This window comes from Paenactinomyces guangxiensis (assembly GCF_016055185.1).
Lineage (GTDB): Bacteria > Bacillota > Bacilli > Thermoactinomycetales > Thermoactinomycetaceae > Paenactinomyces > Paenactinomyces guangxiensis.
On sequence record NZ_JAECVR010000012.1, the window covers coordinates 26,469 to 40,832 of the forward strand.

General features: G+C 42.7%; 12 protein-coding genes. 7 read left to right on the plus strand and 5 right to left on the minus strand.

The window, feature by feature from the left end; genetic code table 11:
• The first annotated feature begins 352 nt into the window (after positions 1 to 352).
• Together splB and I8U27_RS12015 are read left to right on the plus strand one after the other, a co-directional pair.
• Positions 353 to 1,378 carry a spore photoproduct lyase gene (gene splB / locus I8U27_RS12010; RefSeq protein WP_181752401.1) on the plus strand — a complete coding sequence of 342 codons (1,026 nt, stop codon included), beginning with the start codon at positions 353 to 355 and terminating at the stop codon, positions 1,376 to 1,378.
• Between the two features lie 138 nt (positions 1,379 to 1,516).
• Complete coding sequence (locus I8U27_RS12015) at positions 1,517 to 1,894, plus strand: hypothetical protein (RefSeq protein ID WP_181752400.1); 378 nt, start codon at positions 1,517 to 1,519, stop codon at positions 1,892 to 1,894.
• 267 nt (positions 1,895 to 2,161) lie between these two features.
• Here the strand turns inward: I8U27_RS12015 and I8U27_RS12020 are convergent, their stop codons facing one another.
• Both I8U27_RS12020 and I8U27_RS12025 read right to left on the minus strand, forming a co-directional pair.
• Positions 2,162 to 2,980 carry a squalene/phytoene synthase family protein gene (locus I8U27_RS12020; RefSeq protein WP_181752399.1) on the minus strand — a complete coding sequence of 273 codons (819 nt, stop codon included), beginning with the start codon at positions 2,978 to 2,980 and terminating at the stop codon, positions 2,162 to 2,164.
• A gap of 250 nt (positions 2,981 to 3,230) precedes the next feature.
• Positions 3,231 to 3,845: an FMN-binding negative transcriptional regulator gene (locus I8U27_RS12025; RefSeq protein WP_181752398.1), complete on the minus strand. Its 615-nt coding sequence runs from the start codon at positions 3,843 to 3,845 to the stop codon at positions 3,231 to 3,233.
• Positions 3,846 to 3,973: 128 nt separating this feature from the next.
• Here I8U27_RS12025 and I8U27_RS12030 point away from each other — a divergent pair, with 128 nt between their 5' ends.
• Complete coding sequence (locus I8U27_RS12030) at positions 3,974 to 5,371, plus strand: aspartate aminotransferase family protein (protein WP_181752397.1); 1,398 nt, start codon at positions 3,974 to 3,976, stop codon at positions 5,369 to 5,371.
• Positions 5,355 to 6,224, plus strand: a complete 870-nt coding sequence (locus I8U27_RS12035; protein ID WP_181752396.1) for a MurR/RpiR family transcriptional regulator — start codon at positions 5,355 to 5,357, stop codon at positions 6,222 to 6,224. The genes I8U27_RS12030 and I8U27_RS12035 overlap by 17 nt, the downstream gene beginning before the upstream one ends.
• Before the next feature lie 52 nt (positions 6,225 to 6,276).
• On the opposite strand, the gene I8U27_RS12040 is transcribed toward I8U27_RS12035, so the two are convergent.
• A complete protein-coding gene (locus I8U27_RS12040; RefSeq protein ID WP_181752395.1) occupies positions 6,277 to 7,737 on the minus strand; it encodes an alkaline phosphatase family protein in 1,461 nt (486 codons plus the stop codon).
• A gap of 73 nt (positions 7,738 to 7,810) precedes the next feature.
• Positions 7,811 to 8,542, minus strand: a complete 732-nt coding sequence (locus tag I8U27_RS12045; RefSeq protein ID WP_232345446.1) for an endonuclease/exonuclease/phosphatase family protein — start codon at positions 8,540 to 8,542, stop codon at positions 7,811 to 7,813.
• Between the two features lie 377 nt (positions 8,543 to 8,919).
• Here I8U27_RS12045 and I8U27_RS12050 point away from each other — a divergent pair, with 377 nt between their 5' ends.
• From I8U27_RS12050 to I8U27_RS12060, 3 genes are all read left to right on the plus strand, one after another.
• Positions 8,920 to 11,133, plus strand: coding sequence for a ribonucleoside-diphosphate reductase subunit alpha (locus I8U27_RS12050; protein ID WP_181752393.1), 2,214 nt, complete (start codon positions 8,920 to 8,922; stop codon positions 11,131 to 11,133).
• Positions 11,134 to 11,163: 30 nt separating this feature from the next.
• Complete coding sequence (locus I8U27_RS12055) at positions 11,164 to 12,198, plus strand: ribonucleotide-diphosphate reductase subunit beta (protein ID WP_198065874.1); 1,035 nt, start codon at positions 11,164 to 11,166, stop codon at positions 12,196 to 12,198.
• A gap of 164 nt (positions 12,199 to 12,362) precedes the next feature.
• The gene (locus I8U27_RS12060) at positions 12,363 to 13,310 is read left to right on the plus strand and encodes an ADP-ribosylglycohydrolase family protein (RefSeq protein WP_181752392.1); all 948 of its coding nucleotides are present in this window, start codon (positions 12,363 to 12,365) and stop codon (positions 13,308 to 13,310) included.
• 39 nt (positions 13,311 to 13,349) lie between these two features.
• Here the strand turns inward: I8U27_RS12060 and I8U27_RS12065 are convergent, their stop codons facing one another.
• Positions 13,350 to 14,288 carry an ATP-dependent DNA ligase gene (locus I8U27_RS12065; protein ID WP_181752391.1) on the minus strand — a complete coding sequence of 313 codons (939 nt, stop codon included), beginning with the start codon at positions 14,286 to 14,288 and terminating at the stop codon, positions 13,350 to 13,352.
• Positions 14,289 to 14,364: the final 76 nt, after the last annotated feature.

The following is a 14,364-nucleotide window of genomic DNA, read 5'->3' on the forward strand; positions in this document are numbered from 1 at the left end:
GATGGTCAAAATAACCGTGATCATACGTCCAGCCAACCCCAAGCACAAATCCTTCAGGAGATTGTGCTTTCTGATAGGTGGTTTGGAATCCTTCAGTCAGTATTGAGTCAGTAGGTATCATGATGACAACCTCGTTTCATGTCAGAGAAAATTCAATTCGTGTGATTTTGGGGGCTCGCCCCTGGAAATTTTCTTTTTGCTCTGTCGAAGATTTTATCCAAGTTAACATAAACGAGAATAAAAGGTTGATTTCCGTCGTAGGCGAGATCGGAAAATGATACCTTCTTTATCCTTTTGAAGTAACCTCAACATATTTGCACATATTAAAAAATACGAAGGAGGTAATGAAGGGATGAAGCCATTTATTCCGCAATTAGTTTACTTTGAACCAAAAGCGTTAGAATACCCATTAGGACGAGAACTATATCAAAAATTCAAAAAGATGAATTTAGAAATTCGGCAAACGACTTCACATAACCAAATTCGCGACTTACCAGGTGAAAATGAATTACAAAAGTATCGGATCGCAAAATCTACACTTGTTGTGGGGATTCGAAAGACATTGAAGTTTGACACATCCAAACCGTCGGCAGAGTACGCAATTCCCTTAGCGACAGGATGTATGGGGCATTGCCATTATTGTTATTTGCAAACAACTCTTGGGAGTAAGCCATATATCAGAACGTATGTAAACCTCGATGAGATTTTTGCACAAGCTCAGAAATACATCAACGAGAGAAAACCTGATATCACTCGCTTTGAAGCCTCTTGCACTTCCGATATTGTAGGAATCGATCATTTGACCCATTCCTTAAAAAAAGCCATTGAACTTATAGGAGAAACCGAATATGGCAGATTACGTTTTACAACCAAGTTTCCTCATGTGGATCATCTGCTTGATGCTAAACATAACGGAAAAACACGCTTTCGCTTTAGTGTTAACTCCAAGTACGTCATCAAAAACTTTGAATTGAAGACATCCACTCTTGAAGAAAGGATTGAGGCCGCAATTAAAGTTGCCAAAGCTGGCTATCCTATTGGTTTTGTAGTGGCTCCTCTATACTTACACGAAAACTGGGAGAAGGGATATCTGGAACTTTTTCAAATACTTAAAAGAGAGATTCGTAAAGAATTAACTGAAGATATTACGTTTGAATTAATTCAGCACCGCTTTACAAAGCCGGCCAAACGAGTTATCCAAAAAAACTATCCTAAAACAAAGCTGGAAATGAATGAAGAGAAGCGAAAATACAAATGGGGGAGATATGGAATAGGGAAATATGTGTATGAGACAGACCAAGCAAAAGAGTTACAAATGACAATTGAACAGTATATTGAACAATTTTTCCCAAACGCAGTTGTTGAGTATTTTACATGAGGAGGTCGATTTGACTGTTACCTCCCGCCATTTCACGGGCTTTTCGAAAAATTGAATGAATGATCATCCCGATTTCTATAAAATAGAATTGGGTTCCAGTAATTTCTGACTTAAAAATTAAGGGATAGGTGGTTCCGTTTGATTTATATCGGTCGGTTGCTTCTTGGTCTGATCTTTTTGTTGGCGGGAATTAACGGGTTAATTGTATTCTTCGGTTTAACTCCCCCGTTACCCACCAGCCCGGAAGCGATGGAACTTTTCCGGTTCAAATATCTTTTGTTTACAGAAAAATCTCTAGAGGTGATATGTGGACTTCTGCTAATCTTTAATCGCTATACAACCTTAGCCATTGCTATGCTGGCACCTTTTGTTGTTAACATTCTATTATTCCACCTCTTTGTCGATCTCTCCATGCTTCCTTTAGCCATATTGGTTACTTTTCTTGAAGGGTACCTTTTGTGGAATGACAGGAAAAGTTTTTACTCGTTATTGGAACGAGAACCTAAAGATAATTAAGATAATTGTAAAAAGACAAAGTTTCTTGAGCCACGTTAAAAGGAAGTGACTTAACTTATGCGGCGAAATAGATTAGACCATACCGTTTGCTTGCATTTTCCTTCGCCACCTTATAAGGTGATTCCTGCTGAGAGTATGAAAAGATGGGTATGTACGGTAACTCTAAAAAAGAACCAGCTTTACATTCTTTACATTTCGCAGGAAAGCTGGTTCTTTTTTATTGTTCCTCATCTTCAGGGAATCCCGTAAAGCACTTGATATAATGTGTTACTTTTCAGTTGCTTCTCTCACCAATTTAGTAACATCGGCCCGGCTGAGTTTGGTTTCGCCCGCAGTAATCGCATTGAGTGTTCCGTAAGCAAGGACAAGAGGTATCTTGCAAAAATCAAGAATTGGCTTTGATTGAATACTTTTCGTATAGACATCTGCCAGAGCCAGATTGCGCCGGGCATACAAAAACATCTCTTCCATTGTCCAACCATCCGGGAAAAAGTCTACACCACGGGATAAGTCCTCGTCCCGATTGCGGATAATATTAACTGCCTGAAGACCACGGCCATACCCAACAGCAAGGTCCCGATTCAATTTACTGCCGTCATACCATTCCCAAAGGTCAGTGAGTAATAGTCCAACCAAGCCGGCAACGTAGAATGTGTATTGATCCAAATCCTCTTCTGTTTTAACTATCCACTTTTTAGAAACCCATTCAGCCATTCCATCGGCCATCGTTGCTGTTGAACGATAAATTTCCGATTGAATCTCTGTGGGAATGAGCTTTGCCCAATCACTCATTCTCAGGGTGACTTCGGGAAGGAGAGACTTATACGGTTCAAATACGGCAGTCAACTCAAAGTCACTAAAAGGTTTCTGCAAGATCCTACTGACCGAACGCAACAGGTTACCTTTATCCTCAGAAGGGAGTTGGGGATGATCTTCTATTTCATCGATCGCCCTCATACATAGGTAGGCGGCCGTAACAGCCTCTTTTAAGCCTGCTGGCAAACCATTGATTGGGATGAAGAAAGTCCGGCTGGTTTCAAGCAGCATATCCATCGCATCTTTATGTAAATCCGGCATTTTACTCATTTTAAGTTAAGCCTCCATTTTATTTTCATTGTTGTAACCTTTATTATTTTACATTTCCACTGTTGATCTTACCATAATTTTCGTTTGGTGGTATCCCTGGGGAAAAGCAAAAAAGTGAACCAAAACATCTTGGAAGGGAAATTGAACGGCGGCAAGGTCAAAAATGGAGAGGAACTATGTGGAAGGAAATAAATTGTATAGACTTTATGATAAGGTTCAGCGGAAGATTGCAGATAAACTTATTCTTTTTTTATTTCTTTTCCATCCAGGCAGCGATTTCGGAAATGGTACGATTACCACTCTTTTTTAGGCCTTGAATAATGAGCATACGTTCATCTTCTGTTTTGTTTTGGCTAAGCTTAAACTGGCTTTCAAAACGGGTGACATTAATCTCAAAAGAAACAATTCCCTTAAGCATTTTTTGCACGTATTCCTCAGGTAATTGCTCCCACTGTTTTTCATAAACAGGTTCATACTTGTGAATCATTTTAAGAAGAGTTTTCCTGGATTCATGATTATCAGTGATGATACGGGCCTGTCCGTAGGCATGAACGGCTATGTAATTCCAGGTAGGTACACTTAACTTACTATTGTAATAGGAAGGGGAGACATAGGCATGAGGGCCGTGGAAAATAACCAGCACTTCCTGTCCTTCAAATGTTTTCCAGAGTGGATTTCCAACTGCCATATGTCCGAAAAGGCGAATTGATTTTTCTTCCTGCTCCACAACAAAAGGCAAATGAGACGCGATTGGTTTGCAATCTTTCACACTGGTTAAGATCCCAAAAGAGTACTCTTTTATAAATGCACAGATTTGAGTAAGGTCTTGCTCTTGGAAATGTTTTGGTATGTATATACAGATCACCCTTTTTTAAAAATAATTTCTCTCATTATAATCGATTTTGTTGCGTTTATTGAAAAAGCGATTATAATGAAATATATATTTCGTTTTTATTATTATTAGAAGTAAATATTTCAGAAGAGGTGGACTCAATGGGAACTGATGGTTTATATGCAGAGAAGACAACAAAATCTGCCCAGCTTCATTTGGAAGCGAGCAAATGGATTCCGGGAGGAGTGACCGCTAACATTAAATATTTTGATCCCCATCCAATTGTGATGAAGTCGGCAAGTGGAGCCTATCTTACCGATGTAGATCACAATCAATATATTGACTACAATCTTTGCTATGGGGCACTTATCATGGGGCATGGCCATCCACGGGTCACAACCGCGATTCAGGAACAGCTTGCCCAAATGGGAACAACTATTTTTGGAACTCCACATCAGCTGGAAACGGAGATGGCCAGAGTTCTGGTCGATTTGTATCCGGGGATTGAAACCGTCCGCTTTTGCAATTCAGGACTTGAATCAACATTGTTAGCGATTCGGCTGGCCACGGCCTGGACGGGAAGAAAAAAATTAGCTAAATTTGAGGGGCATTATCACGGGGGATATGATCAAGTCTTGATTAGTGTAAACCCTTCACTCCGTAATCCGGAAGACCCTCCGGCCCCACAGTTGGATTCACGGGGAATTCCTGATTACTACGCTGAAAATACGATTGTGCTGCCCTTTAATGATCTGGAGCAAACAGCAGCTATTTTAAAGAAATATCGTAATGAGATTGCAGCTGTCATGATGGAGCCGATTCAAGGAGGTTACATTCCACCGGATCTTTCTTTTTTGCGGGGCTTACGTGAACTAACGCAGCAATACAGAATTCTTCTTATCTTTGATGAGGTGAAGACAGGTTTTCGGGTCGGACTGTCCGGAGCGCAGGGAAGGTATGGTGTAACCCCTGATATCACTGCGCTTGGTAAAGTATTAGGCGGAGGTTTTCCGGTGGGTGCCGTAGGGGGGAAGAAGGAAATCATGGAGATGTGTTCGCCAAGCGGTGGAGCAGATATTCTGACCCCGGGCTCTTTACGGCCTTCACCGGGGTATACTAATATCTTATTTCACAGCGGAACCTATAACGGGCATCCGACAGCTCTTTCAGCAGGGCTGGCTACGATTCAAGCATTACAAGAGCCCGGGGCTTATCATCAATTAGAAGAACATACAAGGAAATTGCGCAGCGGGATCGAAGAAATATTAGATCGTTACGGAGTTGCAGGACAGACCGTAGGAGTAGGGAGTATATTTAATATGGTTATGACTGACCATCCTGTTCACCAAGTGCAAGACGTATTGCGCTCTGATGTTGTTATGAGGAAAAAACTTGACTTTTCCCTTATCAATGAGGGGATCTATATGAAACCGCTGAACCGCTTCTCGTTATCTGTTGCCCATACTCCCGATGTGATTATGGAGACACTGGAAAGGTTTGAAAACGGGGTGAAAAAGGTCAGCAAAAAGCAGGTGATCACACATGGCAGAAACCAGTGATGTGTTTCAATTAATTCGCAAAAAAAGCAGCGCAATGAGTAAATCGCAACGAAAAATAGCTAATTTTTTAGAGTCCCATGCCGATACGGCTCCATTTTTAACAGTGGCGAACATTGCAAAGGAAGTGGGAGTGGGAGAAGCTACAGTTGTTCGTTTTGCCAATTTTCTAGGCTTTTCGGGCTATACGGAAATGCAACAGAGTTTACAGGCACAAATCCGCAAACGCCTGACAACAGTTGAAAGGTTAAATCTTGTAGAAGACAGGTATCCCGAACAACAACGGTTGGCTTATGAAATATTAACCGATGATATGGCCAATATCCAACAGACGATTCAAACACTGGATATCGATTCTTTTCATGAAGCTGTCAAGCGGATCCATGAGGCCAAATCAGTCACAGTGGTTGCTTTGCGAAGTTCCTATGCGCTGGGTTATTTTTTTGCCTTTTATTTACATCTTCTGCTTAAAAATACCCAGCTTGTTTCCGATTCCGATACGATGTTTGAAAAGCTGGCTCCATTGGATTCCGGTGACCTGGTTGTCGGAATCAGTTTTTCCAGATATACTTCACGAACCATTCAGGCGATGAATTATGTACGGGGAAGGGGAGTAGGCACCTTAGCTATTACTGACACCCATTCTTCTCCGCTGGCAAATGTGGCTGACCAATATCTTCTTGCCGCCAGCGGCTTGCCTTCCTTTCTAGACTCGTTTGTGGCTCCGTTGAGTATCATAAATGCTCTGTTAACAGCTGTAGCCGGGCTAAATAAAAAGAATATATCGCAACACCTGTCCAATATGGAAGAATTATGGGAGAGAGAGGGAGTTTATCGTTCATTATCCGGTAAATGAAGGGATAAAAAAAAGCCGGCAGATGTGCCGGCTTTTCAGACTGTTTGTTCATTCAGGCTTCAAAAAGGTCAATAATAAATTTTTTCAAATCGATCAAGCGCGGCGGTTTATCAAAAGAAAGATCTGTTCCCGCCACAATGAGCGGAATCAGGGAATCATATTTGTGTAAAGAACCATGACAACCCCCGTTTAAATGTTTGGGATAGTAACGCGTCAAAAATTCATATCTTGGCCGGGCAGTTATAACAAACATGGGGATATCCTGGGAATACAGGGCTCCATATAATCTTGAAAGTACATCGGGGTAATCATCGTATTGGACTATTCCCCGTTCTAATCGCAAGCTTAATGTGGCCCACTCCCCGGAAATTATCCATGGACACCCATAGAGATCTCTATACGGCCCCCCTGGTTTAAAAAAAATCTCTCTACCCGAACCGCCTTCTTTGGCCAAAACTCCTTCGTTCTGTTTCCAGGCAATGATATCAATCCTCGATTCGCGAAGCAACCGCTGTAAGATTTTTTTCTCTATGCCGGGTTTTAAGGGATAGATATAAGCCATCCGTTCATTGTTACAGACAACAAGGTCATGATTGCCCGGGTCTTCTCCAAGTTGGAGTACCTGAAATGGTTCCAGTGTCTTGTCAAGATCAATAGCATATTCTTTTCCTTTTCCGATTCGCGTTTGGCCGTGATCGCTTGTGATAATAAAGATACATTGATTTAACGCCTCATCCCATGAATCATATACGTTCAAAATCTCTTGTATGTGCTGATCCACCCGGATTAAAGCACCTTCGGCGTGAGCAGGATTTTTTTTATGTACTTCATGGTCATTATCAGGGAGATAAACTAACATAAAATCCGGTTGCTCTTCGGATTGAATAAGGAATTTCGCCACGTAAACGGCATAGATGTCGTTAATCCCGTAAAAATGCCGGAACGCTTGAATCCGGCGGGGAATTTTTTGAGTTAGCGCTGAGGGAACCATTGCACCCAGTGTCAATACATCCGGTCCGGAAATTTTCCCGTGAAAACGGGACCCTGTTGCTAGTCTGACTAAAAAAGGAGGTTTAACCCGGTATTTACGATTTCCCCTGTGAATAATGGTGTTGATGGAAGCAGACGTTTTTCCCCGGTCAGCCAATTCCTCAAATACAGTGGTTACTTGTTTGCTCAAATGTTTCTCGTTAAGGTTATATAGAACATTTTGGGTACATTTATTAATACCAAGTTTCCAGACACATCTCCATCCGTTGACGTAGTTGATGATCTCCTTTTCTTCGGGATGATACCAAATCAACCCCGGAATGCGATGAAGGTTTGGGTACACACCTGTTACTAACGAACTGTCAACGGAAGCTGTCATGGTAGGAAAAGAGGTGACACAATCAGGCCAATATCTTCCCCGGTCCTTTAAAAACTGAAGTGCGGGAACGGTTTTGTGTCGCATGCACTTTTCCAATATATCTGGCATTAATGAATCGACGAGGAGTAAAATTACTTTTTTCATGCCATCTGACCCTTTATTTTATTTCATAATTCCAGTATGTCTCGAAAACAAGGATATTATGAAAGATATATCATCAGTTCCAATTGAGTACCAGGGTGGCCATTAATGGCAAATGATCAGATGCGGCGGGAATTTTTTTAATAACTTTTGTCGAAGCAACTTGAAAATGATGGCTGGTGAAAATATAATCCAACTGGGTTTTAGGATGGAATGAGGGAAAGGTATAGCTGCGTTTCCGCTCTGACACTGTACTTGCATCAGTAAGATATTGGGTCAGCTTTTTCCAGCCTCTGGAGTGCGGCTTCATATTCCAGTCTCCCAAAAGGATCACGGGTTGATGATGGTTCATCAATTGACCGATAATAAAATTCGTTTGTTTATGATGCAGAAACGGATTCAGACTAAGATGGGTTACATATACTTGCACAGGCTGGTGATGAACGTGTACGCTCATTTCCAGTAGTCCCCTGCCCCCGATTTTTCCGCCATAAAAATGAAGCCGATGGTTTGTTTGGGAAACGATTGGATAGCGGGATAAAAAGGCATTCCCAAACTGTCTTATCCGGTTGTATCTTCTTGATTTTAAGGTAAGGGTCGGTCCAAAGGCGTGATACATTTGCAAATGATGCGCCAACCACGATATTTGATCCTCATGATAGCTTCTTTTTGAAAAATGTTTATCTACTTCATTAAGTCCGATCAGATCTGCATCACTTTCTTTTAAGACTTGCAGGGTTCGATCTATATTTTTTTGTCTGTCTGTTCCTCTCCCATGGTGAATATTAAAGGTTAGTACCTTAATCATCAATTTATTCCCTGATTAAAAATCTATATAAACCATGGTTTTATAGATCCGACCAGGATTCACCACGCTTTCATTCATATTTCCAATGCCGGGGCATTTTTTATTAAAAACAATCCAGACATGATTTATTCTATACCCGATTAACATAAACCATTCGTTCTTATTTATAAATTCCACGCTTTCTTCATCAGCAAATATATCTTTCGTCTAGTCAAACTCAAAAAGAGTAGATTGGTAGAGAAGAGGGAAACAAAAAAGCGGCTAATTCCAACTTTGCTCTCGATAGGTCAATTATCCTGCTTTTTTTGTATTTTGCACAATATCTTGTATTGTTTATACTACAAGAGCAACTATATATAGATCGGACGTGATGACAGATGCTGGATACCACTGATTGTAGAACACTGGCACCCTTTACGGATCTGCTCGATGAAGCATGTGCTGCCTATAGCCATCTGGACAAAGAGCAGCTGATTGCTGAAGCTGCCTGGCAATTACGTGAAAACATGAAAGAGAAAGAGATTCTGGAAACCATTATCCAGGTTGCAGTTGAAAAAACAAGTGTCGAGGAACCCGACTGGCAGTTTGTAGCTTCCCGATTACTTGCACACAGCCTTTATCTGCAGGCGGCGCAAAACCGCAATTATGATGTTTCCCGGAAGTACGGGAGTCTGTATGCCCTGCTACATACGTTGACAAAACAAGGCTTGTACGGAGAGTACCTTTTAGAAACCTATGATCAAACTGAAATTGTTGAATTGGAATCCTATATTGTACCTGAAAGAGATAATCTCTTTAATTACATCGGACTTAAAGTCCTTGCTGATCGCTATATTGTACGCGATTATGAGGGAAGGGTGATGGAACTTCCGCAAGAGCGTTTCATGGTGATTGCGATGCATATGGCGCAGAAAGAAAAGGATAAAGTGGGCTGGGCAAAGCAATTTTACGATGTTTTATCTAAGCTGGAGTTGACTGTTGCTACGCCGACGCTGTCAAATGCCGGTAAGCCGCTGCACCAACTATCGTCTTGCTTTATTGACACGGTAGATGATTCATTGTGGTCCATCTACAATACCAACACCTCAACGGCCCAGGTTTCCAAACATGGTGGCGGAGTAGGTATTTATCTGGGGAAGGTTCGCTCCAAAGGCTCAAAGATTCGAGGACATAAAGGAGCGTCCGGGGGAGTGATTCCCTGGGTCCGCAACTATAACAACACCGCAGTGGCTGTTGACCAGCTGGGAGTACGCCGGGGAGCATTTGCGATATATCTGGATGTGTGGCATGCGGATATTTTGGATTTCCTCAACTTGAAAACGAACAATGGGGATGACCGCCTTAAAGCGCACGACATTTTTCCAGGTGTCTGTATCCCGGACTTATTTATGAGAAAAGTGAAAGAGCGCGATAGCTGGTATCTTTTTGATCCGCACGAAGTTCGTGAGGTGATGGGATTCTCCCTGGAAGATTCATGGGGCGAAGAATTTGAGCGCCGGTATCAAGCATGTGTGGAACACCCCGAACTAAGAAAAGTGGAACTGCCGGCAATCGATATTATGAAGCGGATCATGGTAAGCGCATTTGAAACAGGAACGCCGTTTATTTTCTTCCGTGATACAGTAAATCGGGCCAATCCGAACAAGCATCAGGGAATGATCTATTCCTCCAATCTCTGTACCGAAATTTGCCAAAATATGTCTCCAACCGAATTGATCAGCGAGGAAATGGAAGATGGAGTGATTGTTACAAGACAAAAGCCAGGGGATTTTGTCGTTTGCAATCTGTCCTCCATTAACCTGGGCCGGGTAAAGGGGGATGAGGATATCAAACGGGTGGTCTCGGTTCAGATGCGTATGCTGGATAACGTGATTGACCTTAATATCTATCCGGTTAAACAGGCAGAAAAAACAAACAAGAAATACCGTGCAGTGGGGCTGGGAACCAGCGGTTACCATCAATATCTGGCTCAGCGCAAAATCACCTGGGAATCTGATGAGCACGTAGAAGAGGCGGATCGCTTATTTGAAGAGATTGCTTACCAGGCGATTCGTTCTTCGATGGAGATTGCCAAAGAAAAAGGAAGCTATCCGGTTTTTGAAGGGAGCGAATGGCAAACAGGTGCCTATTTTGAGCGCAGAGGCTATACCAGCGAACGTTGGCAAAAATTGCGGAAAGAGGTGGCCAGATACGGGATGAGAAATGCCTGGGTGTTTGCAGTTGCACCAACCGGTTCAACTTCGCTTATTGCTGGCTCCACCGCAGGGATTGATCCTGTGTACGCCAAGTATTTCGTCGAGGAAAAACGCGGGGCAGTAATACCGCAAACCGCGCCGAATCTTACCCGGGAAACCACCTGGTATTATAAAGAAGCTCATCACATTGACCAGTTATGGAGCATTCGGGCGGCTGGAAAACGCCAACATCACATTGACCAATCACAGTCTCTCAATCTATATATTACTCCGGATACCAGTGCGCGAGAGTTTCTAGATTTGTATATTCAGGCATGGGAACATGGTTTAAAAACGATTTACTATGTACGTAACCAATCAGTCGAAGTGGAAGAGTGTGTCAGCTGTTCTTCCTAACCGGATACATGGATTAGAAAGGGGATTCTGATGGAAAAGTTGCAGAGAAAGAAAATCTTTAATGAAAAAGGGCAGAGGGGCACACAACGCCTCATCAACGGGAACACCACCAACCTGCGTGAGTGGAACCGCATCAAGTACGACTGGGCCCATAAGCTGTATCGCACCATGCTGAACAACTTCTGGATCCCTGAGGAGATTCCGCTTGCCAGTGATGCGAAACAATTTAATGAATTAACCCCGGATGAACGGCGGGCGTTTGATAAGACGATTTCCTTCTTGAATTTCCTGGATTCGATCCAGGGGGAGAACTTGCCCAATATTAACGAATATGTCACCGCTCCGGAGGTTTCGTCACTTCTTAATATTCAAGCTTTCCAGGAAGAGATCCACGCTCAATCGTACAGCTATATCCTCGACAGTGTCTGTTCTCCGGAAACAAGGGAGAACATATACGATGAGTGGCGGAATGACGAACACTTGATGCGCCGTAACCGCTTCATCGCCGATCTTTACCAGAAGTTTGTCGATGATCAAAATGATAAAAACTTTGTACGTACTTGTATGGCCAATTTTCTGCTGGAGTCTCTCTATTTCTACAGTGGTTTTTCTTTCTTCTATGCACTGGCACGACTCGGCAAGATGACGGCAACCGCAACGATTATCAAGTACATCCAACGTGACGAGCTCACCCATGTTGTCCTGTTTCAAAATATGATCAAAGAGTTACGCAAGGAAAATCAGGACCTCTTTACTCATGAATTTATTGAAGAACTGCGCGACATGACCAGGACAGCTGTCGATCACGAGGTGCGTTGGGGGCAATACATCACCAACAATAGCATCCAGGGATTAAACAATGAGATCATTGAGAAGTATATCAAGTTTCTGGCTAATGAGCGGCTGGGAAGGCTTGGCTTTGACATCTTGTACCCTGAGATTACAAGCCACCCGATGAGATGGGTTGAAAGTTTTTCAAATCTCAATGCAACCAAAACCGATTTTTTTGAACAGAAAGTAACCAACTATACAAAAGCAAGTTCACTTGATTTTGGTGACTTATAAGATAACAGGCAAGCTCCCCGCCATGGGGGGCTTGATTTCCTTCATATTCTGTGACAAAGATCGAAGCAGAGATTTGTCTCTAAAGGGGTTGTTACCTTATGGGACTACCCGATATGATGAAGGAGATCTATATATTCGGACCCTTCAAAAAAGGAGAATATCAAATGAAACTTACTAAATCCGACCGCATACAAGGAGGTTTCTGGGGCCTTCTTGTTGGAGATGCCCTTGGAGTTCCCTATGAATTTCATCCGGCTAATGAAATCCCGCCGCAGTCTGATATCGATTTTACCCCTCCTGCCGGGTTTCATCGGGCACATGCAAGTGTTCCGCCCGGTACCTGGTCAGATGATGGGGCTCAAGCTCTATGTTTGTTGGATTCATTGCTTACCTGCGGTGATATGAATCCGGATGATTTTGCGAATCGTCTGCTGGAATGGTATGAAAAAGGCAAATGGGCAGTAGATGGTTATGTATTTGATGTAGGTAATCAGACCTCGGAGGCGATTCGTGCTTTCCGGGCCGGAACACCCTCAACCAAAGCAGGCTTTGTACGCCCAAACGGGAAGGGAAACGGTTCACTGATGCGGGTCCTCCCTCTGGCATTGTGGCATCAGGGGACGGATGCAGACTTGATAGAGGATGCTCATTTGCAATCGACGGTCACGCATGGTCATCCTTGTAATCAAGTTTGTTGTGCACTCTATTGTATTTGGGTCAGACGGGTTCTGTCCGGTATGCAAGCAGAGGATGCCTACCTTGATGCAGTATCGACTCTGCGTGATATATATTCGGGCCATTCAACGTATTTGCAGGAGCTTGAATGGGAGATCCGGCCGGATGAAGAACCACACAGTGAGGGAAGCGGATATGTCGTGGATAGTTTAAGGAGCGTAAGGCTCACCATTTCTCAGGGTTCTTATGAAGAGGTAATCAAAGCAGCTGTCGCACTGGGGAACGACACGGATACAAATGCAGCAATCGCGGGCGGTTTGGCCGGTGTCAGGGACGGGCTTACTGCTATTCCGGAAAAATGGATGGAAAATTTGCGTGGCCGAGAGTTTGCTGAGCCCTTATTAAAAAAGCTTCTTGATTTGTCAGGGGAGGGTTAAGAGTTGGTAACCTTTTGGCGAAAGGTATTCCAAACGTACCTAAGGCAAAAGGCATTCCTGCGGGGGAATATCAACAAAAGCTTGAATACTGGGTTGCCTTAAAGTATGACCATCGATCCATTCGGTAAAGTTCACTTTCACCGTGATTTCAGGTTTTAACCATATCGTTTGTTTTGACCTTGGTGGTTTGTTTACAAATGGCATGGTCGATTCAATCAGGGGCTTTATGCTTTTGGTTAGTTCATACCAATCCTTTTGGGTTAAGCGTCCTGTTCCGGCGTGACCAATATACCAGAGTCGGCCATCATGATCAAAGAGTCCAAGAAGGAGAGAATTCACAATCGTATCTCTTAGGGTGACGCCTCCGACCACGGCAATCAAGTCTTTATAAAATTTTTTCTTTCTCCAGCGTTGATCTTTCCCATTAATTAAATAGCTGCTTGAAAGGTCTTTTACTACAAGGCCTTCCATTTCTTGTGCCTTGATTACTTCATACAAAGCCTTTGCATCATCAAAATTTTCCACTAACTGCACATAATCCTTTGGTTTAATTATTTCAGAGAGGATTTTTTGTCTCTCAGCAAGTGAATGAGAGATCACCCATTGATCATTAAAGTATAGAACGTCGAATATCATGTAGGTAATCGGGATATTTTTCATTACGGTTATCACATTGCTTAGTTTCGTTATTCCGTCTCTCTTCATTACCTTATAAAAAGAGGGTTTTCCATCTTTTAATGCAATAATCTCACCGTCTAATATTACAGATCTTGCTGAGCAATACTCTGAAACTTTTACCAGTTCGGGGTAATGAACAGTTCGCTCGTTTAACTTACGATTAAATAATCTCACTTCGTCTCCGTCATAATAGGTCAATACCCGAACACCGTCCCATTTGACTTGGGCCACCCATTGTGGGCCATCAGGTAATGGATCCGTATTAATTGGCTCGAAAGGAATAACCGGTTTCAATTGCATCGTTGCCAGCCCTTTTTCCCTATATTCTTTCCCAAAAAACCAACTAAAAAAAGAAGTTCCAATGATAAAGCACTTA